Here is an 18942-nt window from a genome sequence, read left to right as displayed (position 1 = left end):
AGTTTTTAAAAACTAGACCATACTCTAAAGCCTGAGTAGGAACTGAGTGCCGTGACAAGGAGTGTTTATGGCGATAAAAGATTGGCCCCAGGGAGAAGGACCGCGCGAAAAACTCTTGCGTAGTGGCGTCGACCAGCTCTCTGACGCCGAACTACTGGCCGTGTTGCTGAGAAACGGCCTCAAGGGGCAAAGTGCCGTGTCGCTGGCCCGAGTGATGTTAAGTCATTTTGGGGGCCTCAGACCGCTCTTTAGCGCCTCCTTGAGCGAACTGTGTGATATTCAGGGAATTGGCCCTGTAAAGTATGCCCAATTGCAGGCGGCCATCGAGTTAAGCAAACGAATCGCGAAAGAAAATCTACAAAGAGGAAAGATTTTGTCAGATCCTGATTTAACTCGGGACTATTTAATGAGACAATTAGCGGATCGTGCCTACGAAGTGTTTGCCATCTTATTGCTCGATAGTCAGCATAGGGTGATTCAGTTCGTCGAATTGTTCCGTGGCACCATAGATTCAGCCTCGGTTTATCCACGAGAAGTGGTAAGCCTAGTGCTTGAGAAAAAAGCCGCAGCTGTCATTGTGTGTCACAACCATCCTTCCGGGGTGGCTGAGCCCAGTCATGCTGATAGGCGAATTACTGAGCGATTGAAATACGCGTTGGCGACTATAGATGTTTCGCTGCTAGACCATATGGTTGTGGGCGATCGTGAGATAGTTTCGTTTGCAGAGAGGGGATGGATAGATTGAATATCCCTTGATCTTTGATTTTAGATCCTGTATAAAATGCGCCCTCTTTGTGTGCCTCGGGCGACGGCCATATTCGAGGTACATTAATGCTCGAGCGTTAAATTGTTTTTGGAGAAGATTGACATGTCAAGAGTATGCCAAGTTACTGGCAAGAAGCCGATGGTTGGTAACAACCGTTCGCACGCTAAGAACGCGACTCGTCGTCGTTTTTTACCTAACCTACAGAACCACCGTTTCTGGTTAGAAGACGAAAAGCGTTTCGTACAGCTACGTGTATCTACTAAAGGTATGCGTATTATCGATAAGAAAGGTATCGAAGTTGTTGTTGCAGAACTTCGTGCCCGCGGCGAGAAGGTGTAATAAACCATGGCTAAAGCTAAAGGTAACCGTGAGAAGATCAAGCTAGTTTCTAGCGCTAAAACAGGTCACTTCTACACGACTGAGAAAAACAAGCGTAACATGCCTGAAAAGATGGAGATCAAGAAGTTTGATCCTGTTATCCGTCAGCACGTTATCTACAAGGAATCAAAAATCAAGTAATGCTTGGTTGATGTTTCTGAAAAGCCCCTCATTGCAGGGGCTTTTTTTTGCCTCTCGTTTAGCGGCGCGTCAGCCTGCTTACTGTTTTTTTGACTAGCCAACTAATCGCTCCCGGCTCCCCATCCAACTTGATACCTAAGCCACTGATCTTAAGCTGTTCTGCTATGCTTAATCAGACTGCTTTGCCATGATGAAAAAATATCGCATCAGATGACAACAAATGCTTTTAATGTGAATTTAAATGCAATAAAATCGTTTTGTTATTCGTCTTGTGGCGATATTTTTACATATTTATTGTTGAGGTTACGCGCGTGCGCACTACTGAGTTAGTCGAGGGGTTTCGTCATTCTGCTTCCTATGTGAATGCACACAGGGGGAAGACATTTGTGGTCATGTTGGGCGGTGAGGCGCTGGCACAGAGTCAGTTTCGCTCCATCATCAACGATATCGCCCTGCTTCACAGTCTGGGGATCAAGATAGTCCTGGTGCATGGTGCCAGGCCACAGATCGATGAGGCGCTGGCGGCGCATAATCTCTCACCCGAGTACTACAACGGGGTACGCATCAGCGACGAAGAGTCCTTCAGGGTGATCAAACAGGTGGTTGGCGGTCTGCAACTGGATATTACCGCGCGTCTGTCGATGAGCCTGAGCAATACCCCGATGCAGGGGGCGCAGATCAACGTGGTGAGCGGTAACTTCGTGATAGCCCAACCCTTAGGGGTCGACAATGGTGTCGATTACTGCCTGAGCGGCAAGGTAAGACGCATCGATGTGGCGGGCCTCAGACGTCAGCTGGATAATCACGGCATAGTGCTTTTAGGCCCGGTGGCGGCATCGGTGACGGGGGAGTGCTTTAACCTCACCGCCGAAGAGGTTGCGACTCAGATTGCGGTGAAGCTCAAGGCCGATAAGATGATAGGCTTCAGCGCCAAGGAGGGGATTCTCGACGGCAATGGCGAGGTGATTGCCGAGCTGATGCCGACCGATGCCCAGCGGATCCTCTCAGAGCTGACCGAGGAAGACAACTGGTGCGTGGGCACCCGCGCCTTCTTACAGGCCAGCATAGACGCCTGCCGTAATGGGGTGGCGCGCTGCCACTTCGTTAGTTATCTCGATGATGGTGCCCTGCTACAAGAGCTATTCTCCCGCGATGGTATCGGCACTCAGATAGTGACCGAGAGCGCCGAGCGGCTGCGCCGGGCCACCATTGCCGATATCGGTGGTGTGTTGGATCTTATTCGCCCGCTGGAGCAGGCCGGGGTCTTGGTGCGTCGCTCCCGTGAGCAACTCGAGATGGAGATCGAACAGTTTATGCTGATCGAGCGTGACGGCCTGGTGATCGGCTGCGCGGCACTGTATCCCTTCGAGGAAGACAATGCCGGTGAGTTTGCCTGCCTGGTAGTGCATCCCGATTATCGCGACGCCGATCGTGGCAGCATCTTGCTGAAGAACATCATAGGCCAGGCCAAGGTGCGTGGTTATGCCCGCCTGTTTGCCCTGACGACCCGCAGCATTCACTGGTTCCTCGAGCATGGTTTTCAGATAGTCGAGGTCGATGCCCTGCCTGACAAGAAGAAGCAGCTGTATAACTATCAGCGTAAATCTAAGATTCTCGCCTTAGATCTTTAAATCTGCCTGATAGAGAGTGCTGGTAAAAGGCCACCTTCGCGGTGGTCTTTTTTATGCGCCAGCGACAGAGCTAGAGAAACCGAGCAATAGGCGCTCAGCGTTAGATTCGGAGCATCAGTCTCATGGCACCATTCTAATGGCATCAGTCTTGTAACATGAATCCTTTAACGTCAAAAAACAGGTTGACATAATATGTCATTAAAACCAGACTCTATCTGTTGATTTTTGCTACGGTCCACAAACTACCCTGCTCTTCACGGCTAGGGCTTTCTCGGTCAGGCCGAGATACTAAGCGGTAACCGTTAGCGCAAGTGTAAGCCTATCTTTGCTGGAGGATATATAGAGATGGATACTCAAGTCTTTCAACTCACCACCTTTGATTCGACGACGAGCGCTATGTTCCTGTCTATGCTGCTCGGTGTGGCCTTGGTGCTATTGCTGCTGAAGGTGAAGCCTCTACCTAAGGGGGCGAAATACGCGGCCTCTGGGATGATTATCGCCGTATTGGGATTGCTCTCCTGGGTGTTCTACAAGGCCCATGATGCCAGTATTCGCCTCTCGCCGACGACTATGCTTGTCGATATCCCGCTTTATCGGGTCGAATTATCACGGGAGAGCTTACTGACGTCCGAGGCCAAAATCCTCAACCTAGATGAAGACGGTGCGCCCAAGCTGAGCTATCGCAGCAACGGTGTGGGAATGCCGGGCTATTCCCTGGGCTGGTTTAAGCTGGCCGAAGCCAGCGAAAGCGTAGCTAGTGAACACATAGTTAGCGAACACATAGCCAGCGAAAACATAGCCAGCGCCCTACTGTCTGTCACCCACAGAGAGCGGGTGCTGGTGTTGCCAACCACCGAGGGTTACCTGTTGATCTTGAGCCTAGAGCAGCCGGAGGCCTTGTTAGCCAGCCTGCTTACGCCGACTCTTTAAGGCTAAGTCCAGGGTAAAGATCACCAGCGCACTCCAGATAAAGGCGAAGGTGACTCCCTTCTCGAGATCGAAGGGTTCGTTAAACAGGCTGACGGCCAGGATAAACATGATGCTGGGGCCGATATATTGAAAAAAGCCTAGTATCGACAGCGGGATACGGGTTGCTGCGCCGGCAAAGCACAACAGCGGAACCGAGGTGACGATGCCGGCCGCCATCAGCAGCAGGTTCATCTGCCAGCTGTTTTCCAAGATGCTGGTGCCGTCAAGATTCGTCATCAGGTAGAGTAGGGCTACCGGCACTAAGATGGCCGTCTCGACCAGCAGACCCGTCTTGGCGTCGACATTGACCTTCTTGCGCAGCAAACCATAGACGCCGAATGAGGCGGCGAGCCCCAGCGACACCACAGGAATCGAACCGAAAGAGATCAATTGGATCAGCACGCCGGCGCAGGCCAAAGAGACGGCGACCCATTGAAGCCTGCGCAGACGTTCCTGTAAGAACACCATGCCCAGCAGCACGTTGACCAAGGGATTGATGAAGTAGCCCAGGCTGGCATCGAGCATATGCTCGTTGTTGATTGCCCAGATAAACAGCAGCCAGTTACCGGCGATTAGAATCGAGGTGATCACTAGCACGCCAAGTTGTTTGGGCTGTCGAAACAGGGCGCGCAGTTTGGCAAAGCCACCGATAAATTGCATCAAGATCAGCATGAATACGAAGGACCAGATCACACGATGCAGCAGGATCTCAGTCGCCGACACATGATTTAGCAGCTTAAAATAGAGGGGAGCGAAGCCCCACAGGCAGTAGGCGCAGATGGCGAGCGCTACCCCTTTACGATACTCAATATCGGCCATAGTTTAGGATTTAGAAAAAGAGCGGGAGAGGCATTGTAGGCGCCTAAACGGCATGACTCAAGCGGCGAACGCCAATCTTTTATGCCCCGGCACTGGTACGGTCCATTGCCAGGGCGTCTCGCTAACTTGACGGGATAAACAGGGCGGTGAGGCTGCTAGCCCACCATGTAGGTGCCCGTGCCGAAGGCGATATGAGAGCCCTTCTCGTTGTGCAGCTCCATACGGCAGACGGAGACCCGATTGCCGGCCCTTATCACTGTGCCCGTGCCGGTAAAGATCTCGCCGCGTCCCGGTCTGAGATAGTCGATACGCAAGTCTATGGTGCCCAAGGTTTGCAGGCGTTTCTGCAGATCTTCCAGACGCCAGTCTTCGCGGCTGGCGACCAGGCCGGAGAAGGCCGTCAGTCCGCCCACCACATCCAGTACAGTTGCCGTCACGCCGCCGTGAAGGATCTGCTGGTGGATATTACCTATGAGGTCTTGGTGCATCTTTACCTCGACCTCGACGCCCTGAAGATCGTAGCGTTTGATATCCATGCCTAGCAGGTTGTGAAAGGGGACCTTGGTATCGAAGATGTCGGCTACGCTAGCCAGGGTCTGGGCTTGTATGGGCGTCGTCATAGGGGCACTCCTTGTTTTGTCCTACGCCGCTTGCGGGGTACAAGAGGGTTAAATTTGGCACTCGTTAGCCCGATGGCTAGAGCATTTAATCTATCGCTAATGCACAGGGTGAGGCAAGCCTGCGGACAAAATTTCAGCAATCGATGGGGGCCAGATGACAATTAATACCCGGATAGATGAGACAAGCCGAGCCGCCTTGATTAGAATAAGCGGCCAAATTATTGATTACTGAGCACCATGGACTTAGCCTTAACCTCTGCCGATGTGACCCAAAGCGATCCGCTCGCCGACTGCCTGCAGACGGTGTTTGGCTATCGCACCTTCAGGACGGGTCAGCGTGAGGTGATAGACACTGTCTGTGGCGGCCTGGACGCCCTGGTTATCATGCCAACCGGCGGGGGTAAGAGCCTGTGTTATCAACTACCGGCACTCGTCTTATCCGGGTTGACGCTGGTGGTGTCGCCGCTTATCTCTCTGATGAAAGATCAGGTCGATAGCTTGAAACAGATGGGGGTTGCGGCGGCCTATCTCAACTCGTCACAGTCGCGGGAAGAGGCACTGACCATCTATCGTCAGCTGCATAATGGCGAGCTCAAGCTGCTTTATGTCTCCCCGGAGCGCCTGCTGACCGACAGCTTTATCGAGCGGTTACGCAATCTGCCGCTCTCCCTCTTTGCCATCGATGAGGCGCACTGTATCTCTCAGTGGGGCCATGACTTCAGGCCCGAATATGCGGCGCTTGGTCGACTGAAGCAGCTGTTTCCTCAGGTGCCCATGATGGCGCTGACGGCCACGGCAGACAAGGCGACCCGGGTGGATATCTGTCAGCGGCTGGGGATCGCGCCTTTCGAATTGCTCACCAGTTTCGACCGGCCCAACATTCGTTATACCGTGGCGGAGAAGCTGAATGCCGCCAATCAGCTCAGGCAGTTTATTCAGGCACAGAATGGCAACAGCGGCATCATCTACTGCAGCAGTCGGCGCAGGGTGGATGAAGTGGCCGAGCGTCTGCGCATGCAGGGGTATCAGGCCGATGCCTACCATGCGGGTAAGACCCAGGAGGAGCGCGCCGATATTCAGGAGCGTTTTCTTAAGGATCAACTGGATATCGTGGTGGCGACCGTGGCCTTCGGCATGGGGATCAACAAGTCCAACGTGCGTTTCGTGGTGCATTACGATATTCCCAAGAGCGTCGAGGCCTATTATCAGGAGACAGGTCGCGCCGGCCGAGATGGCCTGGATGCCGAGGCCTTCATGCTGTTTGACCCCGCCGATATTGGGCGCGTGCGCCATCTTATCGAGCAGCAGGAGCCGGGGCCGCAGCAACAGGTGGAATACCATAAGCTCAATACCATGGCGGCCTTTGCCGAGGCGCAAACCTGTCGTCGTCAGGTGCTGCTGCATTATTTCGATGAGAGTGCCTCAGAGCCCTGCGGTAACTGCGATATCTGCCTGGATCCGCCTAAGCGCTATGACGGCGTCGAAGATGCCCAGAAGGTGCTCTCCTGCATCTTCCGTCTGCAGCAGAAGTTTGGCGTGAATCATCTTATCGAGGTGCTCCGGGGTTCCAAGGCAGCCTCTGTGGTCGATCGTGGCCATGACAAGTTGTCGACCTGGGGCATAGGCAAGGATAAGAGCCATGAGTTCTGGCTCAGTATCATTCGTCAGATCATCCACCTAGGCTTCGCCAGTCAGGATATTACCCGAGGCTCGGCCATAAAGCTCAATCCCCAGGCGCGGGCCGTGCTCAAGGGCGAGTTGCCGCTACAGCTCGCCGAGCCGCGTATTAGCATCACCACACATGTGAAGCGTCGCAGCACTAGCCGGGCGCCAATCAATTACGACAGGAAACTGTTTGCTCGCCTGAAGCAGCTACGTCGCAGCCTGGCAGAAGAGTTGGATGTACCGCCCTATCTGGTGTTTAACGATGCCACCCTGGCCGAGATGGCGGGCATGCTGCCGACCAGTCCTGGCGAGATGCTGGCGGTCAACGGCGTGGGAGAGACCAAGCTTGAGCGTTTCGGCGGCGACTTCCTCGACGAGATCAACGATTACCTCACCCGTGGCTAAGTAAGTCGCTGCCTGGCTCGCGGATCAGTGTGCCTGCTGGCCGCTGTATTTACTCAACTGATCGACACTGGCCCGCTTAACCAGTGAGGAGAGGGTGTCGTGATGCTGCATCACAGCCATCCCCATGTTGACCCGGGTACCGTTTTGGAGCGGCGTGATGATCTCGCTTAGCTGACGAGCGATGAGCTGTGCCCCCGCCAGCGAGGTGAAGGGTAGCATGATCAGTATCTGATCGGCGCTGGTGCTCATCAAGATATCCTGCTGACGTATCTTCTGTGACAGGCGGGTCAGTAGCCTGTCCACATCGGCTTTGGCCAGATGACTGGGGTTGATCAGCAAGATGGTGATAGGAAAACCTATCTGTTTGGCACTGGTCAGCAGGGCTTCCATCTTCTCCTGGGTGCTCATGGGTTCATCTCTCTGGCTCACCGGCGGCGGTGCCTTAGGCATTCTGATACGGTTGAGCAGAATAAACAGCGTCAGCAGCAGGAAGAGCACCAGGATACCGATTAACCCATAGCTGTCGCTAATGTTGGCGTCGAGCTTGATGGGCTTTGGTTGACTGGCCTGGGCAAGTTGCTGGTAACGTCCCAGCTGCGCCTTGATCTGCAGCAGTCGGGTGTCTTTGAGAAATTCGTAGCTGCGTTGGGCCATCTCGAAGCGTTTCAGCTGATACTGATAGGCCTCCTTGTACTGGCCGATGTCGGCAAAATAGCGGCTCAGGCTGCCATAGCAGTAGACGAGCTCGTCAAACTGATTAGTGCGCTCGCCGATGGCGATCGCCTTTTGCATCAGCTCGGTCCCCAGGGCCTGATTGCCATTTGCTAACTGAATATTGGCCAGTAGACGGTTGGCCCTCAGGGTGTCGTTGATCTTCTTCTGCTTGTCGAAGGTGTTGAGGGCGATATTAAGTAGCTGGATGGCGCTCTTGTCATTTCCCCTGAGAAACTCTATTTCCGCCAGTTGGGTGTAACTCTCTGCCAGTTCGGTCGCCGTGGCTAATTCGGGCAGTAAAATCTTGGCCTCGAGCACCATGTCATCCCTGAACTTCACCTCTTGGTTGTAGTGGGCAATCTTGGCCAGGGTGAGCAGCACTGTCAGTCGCACCTTGCCCGTGGTCTGTTCGCTATCGAGCGCGACTCTGGCATTGTTGAACGCCTGGTTATAGAGCCCCTTGGTTCTCAGCAACTCGGCCATGGCCAGTTGCACATAGGGCCTTGGCGGGGTAAGCCATTGTGGCCTCTGCTTCTCGGTATCGGGGTAGATATCTTGGGCCAGGCGCAGATCTTCCAGGGCACTGCTCTGGCTCTCGATATGAGTATCTATCTTACCGCGTAGCATCAGGCCGTTGACTAAGGACTGAGGCTGCTGCTGTTCGCGAGAGAGGTAGATGGCCGAGTCCAGCAGAGTCAGCGCCTGTCTGAGGTCGCCATAATCGATATAGGCCGCGGCCATACAGTTGAGAAAATAGGGGCTGAGCTGGTTGAGCTTTAGGGACTTAGCCTTGGCTTCGCTCATACGGCCCAGGTTGATGGCGGCCTCATTCTCACCGAGCTGGACGAAGGCCTCACACTTGAGCAGCGCGAGCCTGAGACGATTTTCGTCAGACGTGTCTTCCTGATCCAGGCGTTGTTCCAGCGCCGAGATTTGCGTCAGTGTCTTGTTGGGATATTGGTAGACGGTTTGGGCCAACTCATCTAACTCTGTCATAGTGTCCCCATAAGCGGGGATCAGCCACAGGCTGAGACTTAACACTATGAGACGAAAATCCATTTTTAAAAGCTCCGGAACGAGTGTGCTATATCTGTTTCCATTGGCGGCATTATACTGATTTTTCATCAGCAATTGCATAAAAAATAGTACCCGCGGTTGGAATCAGAGGGAATGCTCGACAAATGACCTAGTATGCTGAATTTAATCACTTAGTCACTCTTGTGAGCAAATTAATGGTTAGATTTGCGCAGTTAATCAAGATTTTTATCTGGTCTAATGTGGCAAACATGAAAAATATGGGGTTGACTATTGAACAGACACACGTTAAATATTAATCAATCTTTCGAAGCGAAACGAATAATTAATTACTTTTATTGAATACAATGACGACTATTAACCGTGCACTCCTCAGCCTCCTTATTCTCATTCTCGCAGGTCCTGCGCGGAGAATGTAGTGTTGCACGCTTAATAACACACCCAGCATTCATAAACCCCGCGCCCAACAACGCGGGGTTTTTTTGTTTATGGATTCGACGAACACCCAAAATTAGAGCCTAGACGTACCATGGAGAAACCAGATGTCTAACCGAGTGATAATATTTGATACGACCTTACGAGATGGTGAGCAAGCATTAGCGGCGAGTTTAACGGTTAAGGAGAAGCTACAGATAGCACTGTCACTCGAGCGTCTGGGGGTGGATGTGATGGAGGTGGGTTTTCCCGTCTCATCGCCGGGTGATTTCGAGTCGGTGCAGACCATTGCCCGCACCATCAAGAATAGCCGAGTCTGCGCCTTAGCCAGGGCATTGGAAAAGGATATCGACGCCGCGGCCCAGTCTCTGTCTGTGGCGGATCAGTTCCGTATCCATACCTTCATCTCTACCTCTACCATACATGTGGAGAGTAAGTTGAAACGCTCCTTCGACCAGGTGTTGGATATGGCGGTCGGCGCGGTGAAATATGCCCGCCGTTTTACCGACGATGTGGAGTTTTCCTGTGAAGACGCAGGTCGTACCCCCATAGATAACCTGTGCCGCATGGTCGAGGCCGCTATCAAGGCGGGCGCTAAGACGATCAACATTCCCGACACCGTTGGCTATACGGTGCCGAGCGAGTTTGGCGGTATCATTCAAAACTTATTTAACCGTGTGCCTAACATCGACCAGGCGGTGATCTCGGTGCACTGTCATGACGATTTAGGCTTGTCCGTGGCTAACTCCATCACCGCGGTGCAGCACGGGGCACGTCAGATCGAGTGTACCGTCAACGGCATCGGCGAGCGCGCCGGTAACTGCTCCCTGGAAGAGATCGCCATGATCATCGCCACCCGCAAGGCCAGCCTGGGGCTGGAGACGGGGATCAATGCCAAAGAGATCCACCGTACCTCTAACCTGGTGAGCCAGCTGTGTAACATGCCGGTCCAGGCCAACAAGGCGATCGTCGGCGCCAATGCCTTTACGCACTCCTCGGGTATCCATCAAGACGGCGTGCTGAAGTCGCAAAACACCTACGAGATCATGACGCCAGAGAGTATCGGCCTTAACCGCAACAACCTGAACATGACCTCCCGCTCCGGCCGTCACGTGATCAAACATCGCATGGAAGAGATGGGCTATGGCGAGCAAGACTACGACATGGACACCCTGTATGAGGCCTTCCTGAAGTTGGCCGACAAGAAGGGCCAGGTATTCGATTACGACTTAGAGGCACTGGTGTATGTGGAGGCTCAGGCGGAAGATGAAAACCACTATGGCTTGCAGCAGCTGGTGGTGCATTCGGATTCTACCCAGGGGCAGGCAACCGCCACAGTGACCTTAAGCATCGACGGCGAGTCGGTGACCGAGGCCGCCACAGGTAACGGCCCGGTCGATGCGGCCTACAAGGCGATTGCCCGCGCCAGTGGCTGTGAAGTTAACATCAGCAGCTATCAGCTCAGCGCCAAGGGCGAGGGCCAAGACGCTCTGGGGCAGGTGGATATCACCGCCAACTACCATGAGCAGAGTTTCCACGGCGTCGGCCTGGCGACCGATGTGGTCGAGGCCTCGGCGGCAGCACTTATTCACGTGATGAATCTCACCTGGCGTGCCGACAAGGTGGCCGAGAACAAGCATAAGCTAAAACAGGCGCGTACCGAGTTGGGCGGCGTATAACAAATTTCAAATTTAACAGTATAAAGACAATTAATTGCAGGGAGTTACTTGAGGTATGAGTTATCAAGTCGCGGTATTGGCCGGTGATGGGATAGGTCCCGAGGTCATGGTCGAAGCACGTAAGGTGCTAAAGGCGGTAGAAGAGCGTTTCTCGTTGGACATAGAGTATAGTGAGTATGATGTGGGCGGTGCGGCCATCGACAATCATGGTTGTCCGTTACCCGAGTCGACCCTAAAGGGTTGTGAGGCGGCCGACGCCATCTTGTTTGGTTCGGTAGGTGGCCCTAAGTGGGAACACTTGCCGCCTAACGATCAGCCAGAGCGTGGTGCCTTGCTGCCGCTGCGGGGGCATTTTGAGCTGTTCTGCAACATGCGTCCGGCCAAGCTGCATGGCGGACTGGAGCATATGTCGCCACTACGGAGCGATATCTCGGCCCAGGGCTTCGACGTGCTGTGCGTGCGCGAGCTAACCGGTGGCATCTATTTTGGCAAGCCAAAGGGGCGTCAGGGCGAGGGAGAGCAAGAGGAAGCCTTCGACACCATGCGTTATAGCCGCCGCGAGGTGCGCCGCATCGCCAAGATAGCCTTCGAGGCGGCTCGCGGTCGTCGTAAGAAGGTGACCTCTGTGGATAAGGCCAACGTGCTGGCCTGCTCAGTGTTGTGGCGTGAGGTGGTCGAAGAGGTGGCCAAGGAGTTCCCCGATGTGGAGCTGGAACACATCTATATCGACAACGCCACCATGCAGCTGCTGCGTCGTCCCTTCGATTTCGATGTGATGCTCTGCTCTAACCTGTTTGGCGACATCATCTCAGATGAGATCGCCATGCTGACCGGCTCCATGGGCTTGCTCTCTTCGGTGAGCCTCAACAGCGATGGCTTCGGCCTTTATGAACCCGCCGGGGGCAGTGCGCCGGATATCGCAGGCAAAGGCATCGCCAACCCGATTGCGCAGATCCTGTCTGCGGCGCTGCTTTTGCGCCACAGCCTCAAGGAGGAAGCGGCGGCCAAGGCGATTGAAGATGCGGTCGCCAAGGCATTGAGCGATGGCTATCTAACTGGAGAACTCTTGCCCGCAGATCAGCGTGACAAGGCAAAATCAACCCGCGAGATGGGCGACTATATTGCCCAAGCAGTCAGAGAGGCAAACTAATGGTGAAGACACTGTATGAAAAGGTATGGGATAGCCATATCGTAGCAGCCCCCGAAGGAGAGGCGCCGCTTATCTATGTGGATCGCCATCTGGTGCATGAGGTGACCTCACCTCAGGCCTTCAGCGGCCTGAAAGTCGCCGGCCGTAAATTAAGGGCGCCAGAGAAGACCTTCGCCACCATGGATCACAACACCTCGACCAAGAGCGCCAGCCTGGATGCACTCAGCCCCATGGCGCGCACTCAGGTGGAGACCCTGGCACAAAACTGTAAAGAGTTTGGTGTGCGTCTGTACGATATTCATCATAAGAATCAGGGGATTGTCCATGTGATGGGCCCCGAGCTTGGCATCACCCTGCCGGGCACTGTGATTGTGTGCGGCGACTCGCACACGGCGACCCATGGCGCCTTCGGCGCCTTGGCCTTCGGTATCGGCACCTCTGAGGTGGAGCATGTGATGGCTACCCAAACCCTGCGTCAGCTGAAAGCCAAGACCATGAAGATCGAGGTGCGTGGTCAGGTGGCCGATGGGATCACCGCCAAAGATATCGTGCTGGCCATCATAGGCAAGATAGGAATGGATGGTGGCACTGGCTATGTGGTCGAGTTCTGTGGTGAGGCGATTTCGGCCCTGTCGATGGAGGGTCGCATGACCGTCTGTAACATGGCGATCGAGATGGGGGCCAAGGCGGGCATGATAGCGCCGGATCAGACCACTATCGATTATCTCGAGGGCCGCGAGTTTGCCCCTAAGGGCGAAGCGTGGCAGCAGGCGGTCGCCGCCTGGAAGGCACTGAAGTCGGACGACGATGCCGTGTTCGATGCCCATGTTGTGTTGGAGGCGAGCGATATCGCGCCTCAGCTGACTTGGGGCACTAACCCAGGCCAGGTGGTGGCGATCGATCAGTGCGTGCCTAACCCTGAGGATGAGTCGAATCCTACGGTTAAGGCCAGTATCAAGAAGGCGCTCGATTATGTGGCGTTGACTCCTGGTACTCAGATGACAGATGTGAGCATCAACAAGGTGTTTATCGGCTCCTGTACCAACTCGCGCATCGAAGATCTGCGCTCGGCGGCTCACCAGGCCAAGGGGCGTAAGGTGGCCGCCGGTGTCACGGCTATCGTGGTGCCGGGCTCTGGTCTGGTGAAAGAGCAGGCGGAGGCGGAAGGCCTGGATAAGATCTTCATCGACGCCGGGTTTGAATGGCGTCTGCCGGGCTGCTCCATGTGTCTGGCGATGAACGATGATAGGCTGGAGGCGGGGGATCGCTGCGCCTCGACCAGTAACCGTAACTTCGAGGGGCGTCAGGGACGCGGTAGCTGCACTCACCTGGTGAGTCCTGCCATGGCCGCCGCTGCGGCGATTGCCGGTCACTTTGTCGATATTCGCAAGCCATACTAGGAGGGAGCGATGCAACCATTTACTACACACACAGGGCTTGCGGTGATCATCGACAGTGCCAATATCGATACGGATCAGATCATCCCTAAGCAGTTTCTCTCCAAGGTCACCCGTGACGGTTTTGGGGTTCACCTGTTCCATGACTGGCGTTATCTGGATGATGCCGGCGATCAGCCTAATCCAGAGTTCAGCCTGAATCAGCCGCGCTATCGGGGCGCCTCCATCTTGCTGGCCAAGGAGAACTTTGGCTGTGGCTCGAGCCGCGAGCATGCGCCCTGGGCCCTGGCAGATTTTGGCCTCAGGGTGATCATAGCGCCTAGCTTTGCCGATATCTTCTATGGCAACGCTATCAACAACGGCCTGTTGCCGGTTCGCCTCACCGAGGCGGAGGTGGTGCAGTTGATGCAAGAGGTTGAAGCCGAAGAGGGCGCTCAGGTGAGCGTGGATCTACAAGCCCGGACTGTGACCTCTCCTTCGGGCGCAAGCTTTAGCTTCGATATTGCCCCGTCGGCAAGCCATAATCTGCTCAACGGCCTGGATGCCATAGGCATCAGCCTGGGTTACGGCGAGGCGATAGCGGCTTATGAGGCCGAGATCCCAAGCTGGCGTGCCTAACTTCTAGTGCCTAGAGCCTAATGTTTAGTGCCTAAAACCAGATAAGGTGAGCCGGTTATAGCGTCTGTTATAGCGGGCTCATGCCAGTTGGCGTACATCTGTACCTTAGGGGATATGAATCAAGCCGATCGCAGTTTTCTGCGGTCGGCTTTTTGTTTATATTAGCGGTGGCGAATCTTATTAAGTACTTAATTTTCAGATGCTTACGTTTTGTTTTTGCCGTGAGATTGCTAGGTGTTCAACAGTCTAGTGATTTATGCTGGTGGTTTTGTTGTTTTCAGGCGTACAAGTGTCATTTTAATGTTTTGTGCTTAGTTGTTTGTTTTTATTTATTTTTGTCTGTTTTTCCTGATTTGTTTGAATCCCATTAAGTGAACATTGATCACATTTTTACGCTTTGGTGAGAGCTTAAAAACCGGTTGTGGTCGGTTTTTGTATGCTATTTAAGCGCCTCTGTCAGCATAATTCGCTTAAATTGATTATTTGCTTGTAAAGATATTCTGCATCAGTAGACTGCGGCTCACTCAATGACTGGAGCCTTTGCTCTAGGTTGTCATAATAACAAGAGAGCCATGATGAAGAAGCATATTTTATCTTTAGCTGTTGTTGCCGCTATCGCCGCACCGCTATCTCAAGTTCAGGCCGCTGGATTTCAACTTGCCGAATATTCTGCCACGGGTCTAGGCCGTGCATTTGCCGGTGAGGCGGCCATGGCCGACAACGCCGCCGCTCAGGCGCGTAACCCTGCGATGTTGACCTATCTCGAGGGGCGTCAGCTATCACTGGGTGGTATCTATGTCATGCCAAACGTCGATGTCGAGGGTGACGTCACCCTGGCTTCGCCGGTACTCGGGCCACAGCCTGTCACCATGAACGCCGACGCCTTAGACGTGGCAGGCGACGCGCTGGTCCCCAACTTCTACTACTCGAATCAGCTTAACGATCAGTGGACCTGGGGCTTAGCCGTTAACTCTAACTATGGTCTGGCGACCGAGGTGCCGAGTACACATCCCACCGCGATCTTCGGTAAAGAGACCTCTGTAACCACAGTCGAGTTTAATCCTAACCTGGCTTATAAGATCTCTGAGGCCTTCTCTGTGGGCGCGGGTCTGCGTATCGTCTATGGTGAAGGTAAGATTGGCGCTTCGACACCGGCTTGGGTCGATGGTATCAAGGCGATTCCTACGCTGCCCGCCGAAGTGGCCGGCGCGCTACCACCGGGTGGCACTAGCCTGAAATCGATGGAAGGCGATGATATCGGCTATGGTTGGCAGTTGGGTGCCAGCTGGCAGATCAACCCGGCACACCGTATCGGTCTGGCCTATCATAGTGGTGTCGAGCTGGAGCTTGATGGTCACGCCTCAGGCCTGATCTACAACGGTGGTCAGGATGTGGAGATCGAGGGTTATATGCCGCTCGAACTACCGGCCTTCGCCGAGCTTGCCTCTTTCCATCAGCTCACCGAAAACTGGGCCATGCATGCCAGCGTCAACTGGACCCAGTGGAGCGTGTTCGATCGCCTAGTGGCTTATTTCCCTGGCGAGCAGAAGCCAGTGGGTGGCCTGGAGTCTGACCTGGTGAAAGTCGAGAACTTCAAAGACAACTGGCGTTTCGCCCTGGGTACCAGCTATCAGCTAAACGATAAGTGGTTGGTCCGTGGCGGTGTAGCGCTGGACAAGACGGCGGTAGAAGATGAGTATCGCACCATCACCATCCCTGATTCTGATCGTCTGTGGTTCAGTGCGGGGGCTGGCTACCAAGCCTCTAAGAACCTGACGCTGGATTTTGCCGTGACTTACATCAAGGCACACGGCGATGCACCGATCAACGAGACCATGAACCTGATGAATCTGGCTCAGGTGAGCTTTAGCGGTGACGCGGGTGGCGATGTCTGGCTGGTAGGTGCTCAGCTAAGCTATAAGATGTAACTCGCCAACAGGTTATTGAACGAAAACCGAAATGCCTCACCTGTTTGAGGCATTTTTTTATCTGAATATTTATTGGCTATCTGAACTTCATCGGATTATATTCGTCTAATTATCAACATATTTTTAGCTTAATTGCATTCATTGATTGTCGCTCGGCTGAGGCTCTTGGGGCAATAGATGCGATAACCAACAATAAGAGGTGTCCCATGAAACCCTATCTTCTGGCTGCAAGCATAGCGTTACTGCCACTATCGGCCTTGGCCGACCCGAGTGCGACGCAAGTGGTGAAAGGGTTTATCGACGCCTACAACCAACACAGTGTCGAGCAGATGCTGACCCATGTATCGGACGATGTGCGCTGGATGCATATCTCTGGCAGCAAGATAGAGGTGGAAACCTCGGATAAGGCGCAGTTCGGCGCCGCCATGACAGATTATTTCGAGACCCTCACCGGCGCCCAGGCCAGTATCATCGAGTTGATTGAATCGTCTCACTTTGTCAGCACAGTAGAGCGTGTGACCTGGGAAAACGATGGCGAGCAACTCAGTCAATGCAGCATAGGGAATTTCCGTGTGCAGGACGGTAAGATCGCCGAATTCTGGTATCTGCCCGCCCACGCCTGTGACGAGCAGCTCGAGGCAGTACAGGACGTTGAACCTGAGCCGGAGCTAGATCCGAATCAGCCTAGCCAGCAGTAGCGGAGGCGTTCGTGCAACAGAAGTATGTTATCGCGCTCGATCAGGGCACGACCAGTTCACGTACCATCATCTTCGATCATGACGCCAATGTCGTGGCCATCTCCCAACGAGAATTTTCTCAGATCTACCCTAAGGCGGGTTGGGTGGAACACGATCCCATGGAGATCTGGGCCTCCCAAAGCTCGACCCTGATCGAGGCTCTCGCCAGGGCGGGGATTCACAGCGATGAGGTGGCTGGCATCGGCATCACCAATCAGCGTGAAACCACCGTCCTGTGGGACAAGACTACAGGAAAACCTGTCTATAACGCCATCGTCTGGCAGTGTCGTCGCAGTCAGCCTCTGTGCGAATCTCTGAGGGAGGCGGGTTATGAGGAGTACATCAGGCAAAATACTGGTCTAGTGTTAGATCCCTATTTCTCGGCTACCAAGATCCGTTGGATCCTCGACAATGTTGAGGGCGCCAGAGAGAAGGCCGAGGCCGGTGATTTGCTATTTGGCACCATAGATACCTGGCTAGTGTGGAAACTCACCGAGGGTAAGGTGCATGTCACCGACCCTACCAATGCCTCGCGCACTATGCTGTATAACATTCACCAGCAGGCCTGGGATCCCGTGCTCCTCGAGGCTCTGGATATTCCCGCGAGTATCCTGCCCGAGGTGAAGCCTTCTTGCGCCGTGTATGGTAAGACACGTATCGCCGGGGAGGGGGGCGAGATCCCCGTGGCTGGCATGGCGGGGGATCAGCAATCGGCCCTCTTCGGTCAGCTGTGTATCGACGAGGGGATGGCCAAGAATACCTATGGCACAGGCTGTTTCCTGTTGATGAATACCGGCTTACAGGCGGTGCAGTCTAACCATGGCCTGTTGACCACCATCGCCGTGGGACCTAAGGGTGAGGTGAATTATGCCCTAGAGGGCTCGGTATTCATGGGGGGCGCTACCATTCAGTGGCTGCGGGATGAACTGGGGCTGATTCGCGATGCCCAGGACACCGAATACTTTGCGCTCAAGGTCAATGACAACAATGGCGTGTATCTGGTGCCGGCCTTCGTGGGGCTCGGGGCGCCTTATTGGGACGCCAGCGCCCGCGGTGCCCTGGTCGGCCTCTCCAGAGGCGCCAATCGTAACCATATCATTCGCGCCGCACTCGAGGCGATCGCCTACCAGAGTCGGGATCTGCTCGATGCCATGACCAAAGACAGTGGTGTCGAGTTGAAACAGCTCAAGGTCGATGGTGGCGCCGTGGCCAACGATTTTCTGATGCAGTTCCAGGCGGACATTACCGATGTCGAGGTACAGCGACCTAAGGTGACGGAAACCACGGCCATGGGTGCGGCATTCCTGGCGGGCCTAGCCGTAGGATTCTGGCAATCGACGGCCGAATTAAAACACAAGGCGGGTGTCGAGCGCTGCTTTAATCCTGCTATTGCGGATGAAGAACGTGAGGCCTTGTATCTGGGCTGGAAACGCGCGGTTGCCCAGGTGACCAGCGAGTCACTGAGCTAGGAATATTAGACGTCGATATCGATATGGGGCAGTGGTGAGTTTAGCGCTTCTTTTTCGGCCTCTTCTTCGGCCTGTTTCTGGGCCTGTAGGCGTCTCGCCTGGCCGCGTCGATCGTCGCGTCCGGGTCTGGGGTTGATGCGTCTATCAGTCTGACGACGACGCTCCAGATGGGGCGGCAGCTGCGACTGGGGCGCCTCATGACTGTCGGCATGGATGGCATCTATGTGCTCAGTCTGATCCACCACGCGCTTACGTGTTACCACACGTTGTACCGGTCTGGCTAACATGGCGTACAGGCTATCTAGGGAAAGCATCTCTCCTCCTTTTTAGGTTAGGTGTAACTCCTCTAACCTATCTATCGGCTGCATTTGCTTAAAATTTAGACA

General features: G+C 54.3%; 17 protein-coding genes. 13 read left to right on the top strand and 4 right to left on the bottom strand.

The features are described 5' to 3' along the window. The first annotated feature begins 67 nt into the window (after positions 1–67). The 5 genes from radC to L2731_RS15575 all read left to right on the top strand — a co-directional run bounded on the left by radC (position 68) and on the right by L2731_RS15575 (position 3846). Positions 68–745, top strand: a complete 678-nt coding sequence (gene radC / locus L2731_RS15595) for a RadC family protein (protein ID WP_041508954.1) — start codon at positions 68–70, stop codon at positions 743–745. A gap of 123 nt (positions 746–868) precedes the next feature. Beyond that, positions 869–1105 (top strand): 50S ribosomal protein L28, encoded by a 237-nt coding sequence (gene rpmB, locus L2731_RS15590; protein ID WP_011867275.1) that lies wholly within the window; start codon positions 869–871, stop codon positions 1103–1105. A gap of 6 nt (positions 1106–1111) precedes the next feature. Further along, on the top strand, positions 1112–1285 hold the full coding sequence (gene rpmG, locus L2731_RS15585) for a 50S ribosomal protein L33 (protein WP_041508955.1): 174 nt from the start codon (positions 1112–1114) through the stop codon (positions 1283–1285). Between the two features lie 311 nt (positions 1286–1596). Then, positions 1597–2916: an amino-acid N-acetyltransferase gene (gene argA, locus L2731_RS15580; protein ID WP_249254315.1), complete on the top strand. Its 1320-nt coding sequence runs from the start codon at positions 1597–1599 to the stop codon at positions 2914–2916. A gap of 345 nt (positions 2917–3261) precedes the next feature. After that, the gene (locus L2731_RS15575; protein WP_239853316.1) at positions 3262–3846 is read left to right on the top strand and encodes a hypothetical protein; all 585 of its coding nucleotides are present in this window, start codon (positions 3262–3264) and stop codon (positions 3844–3846) included. On the opposite strand, the gene rarD is transcribed toward L2731_RS15575, so the two are convergent. After that, positions 3817–4704 carry an EamA family transporter RarD gene (rarD, locus tag L2731_RS15570; RefSeq protein WP_239853314.1) on the bottom strand — a complete coding sequence of 296 codons (888 nt, stop codon included), beginning with the start codon at positions 4702–4704 and terminating at the stop codon, positions 3817–3819. The genes L2731_RS15575 and rarD overlap by 30 nt on opposite strands. Before the next feature lie 155 nt (positions 4705–4859). Beyond that, positions 4860–5324: a thioesterase family protein gene (locus L2731_RS15565; RefSeq protein WP_041508958.1), complete on the bottom strand. Its 465-nt coding sequence runs from the start codon at positions 5322–5324 to the stop codon at positions 4860–4862. A gap of 237 nt (positions 5325–5561) precedes the next feature. On the opposite strand from L2731_RS15565, the gene recQ reads away from it, so the two are divergent. Then, positions 5562–7394 (top strand): DNA helicase RecQ, encoded by a 1833-nt coding sequence (recQ, locus tag L2731_RS15560; RefSeq protein ID WP_249254302.1) that lies wholly within the window; start codon positions 5562–5564, stop codon positions 7392–7394. Between the two features lie 24 nt (positions 7395–7418). On the opposite strand, the gene L2731_RS15555 is transcribed toward recQ, so the two are convergent. Continuing rightward, positions 7419–9104: a tetratricopeptide repeat protein gene (locus tag L2731_RS15555; RefSeq protein ID WP_239853308.1), complete on the bottom strand. Its 1686-nt coding sequence runs from the start codon at positions 9102–9104 to the stop codon at positions 7419–7421. A 581-nt stretch (positions 9105–9685) separates the two neighbouring features. On the opposite strand from L2731_RS15555, the gene leuA reads away from it, so the two are divergent. From leuA to glpK, 7 genes are all read left to right on the top strand, one after another. Further along, positions 9686–11257, top strand: a complete 1572-nt coding sequence (gene leuA, locus L2731_RS15550; protein WP_239853306.1) for a 2-isopropylmalate synthase — start codon at positions 9686–9688, stop codon at positions 11255–11257. Positions 11258–11312: 55 nt separating this feature from the next. Further along, on the top strand, positions 11313–12407 hold the full coding sequence (gene leuB, locus L2731_RS15545; protein WP_249254290.1) for a 3-isopropylmalate dehydrogenase: 1095 nt from the start codon (positions 11313–11315) through the stop codon (positions 12405–12407). Beyond that, positions 12407–13807: a 3-isopropylmalate dehydratase large subunit gene (leuC, locus tag L2731_RS15540; protein ID WP_249254281.1), complete on the top strand. Its 1401-nt coding sequence runs from the start codon at positions 12407–12409 to the stop codon at positions 13805–13807. Before leuB ends, leuC begins: the two co-directional genes overlap by 1 nt. Positions 13808–13816: 9 nt before the next feature. Then, positions 13817–14422: a 3-isopropylmalate dehydratase small subunit gene (gene leuD, locus L2731_RS15535; protein WP_249254271.1), complete on the top strand. Its 606-nt coding sequence runs from the start codon at positions 13817–13819 to the stop codon at positions 14420–14422. 575 nt (positions 14423–14997) lie between these two features. Beyond that, complete coding sequence (locus L2731_RS15530; RefSeq protein WP_249254259.1) at positions 14998–16350, top strand: outer membrane protein transport protein; 1353 nt, start codon at positions 14998–15000, stop codon at positions 16348–16350. Between the two features lie 206 nt (positions 16351–16556). After that, positions 16557–17048: a nuclear transport factor 2 family protein gene (locus L2731_RS15525; RefSeq protein ID WP_249254257.1), complete on the top strand. Its 492-nt coding sequence runs from the start codon at positions 16557–16559 to the stop codon at positions 17046–17048. Positions 17049–17059: 11 nt separating this feature from the next. After that, positions 17060–18556: a glycerol kinase GlpK gene (gene glpK / locus L2731_RS15520; protein ID WP_249254255.1), complete on the top strand. Its 1497-nt coding sequence runs from the start codon at positions 17060–17062 to the stop codon at positions 18554–18556. A gap of 5 nt (positions 18557–18561) precedes the next feature. Here glpK and L2731_RS15515 read toward each other — a convergent pair whose 3' ends face one another. Then, positions 18562–18870, bottom strand: a complete 309-nt coding sequence (locus L2731_RS15515) for a hypothetical protein (protein WP_239853293.1) — start codon at positions 18868–18870, stop codon at positions 18562–18564. Positions 18871–18942: the final 72 nt, after the last annotated feature.

This window comes from Shewanella aquimarina, assembly GCF_023349185.1.
Classification (GTDB): Bacteria; Pseudomonadota; Gammaproteobacteria; order Enterobacterales; family Shewanellaceae; genus Shewanella; species Shewanella aquimarina.
This window is presented reverse-complemented; position numbering and strand designations above follow the sequence as displayed.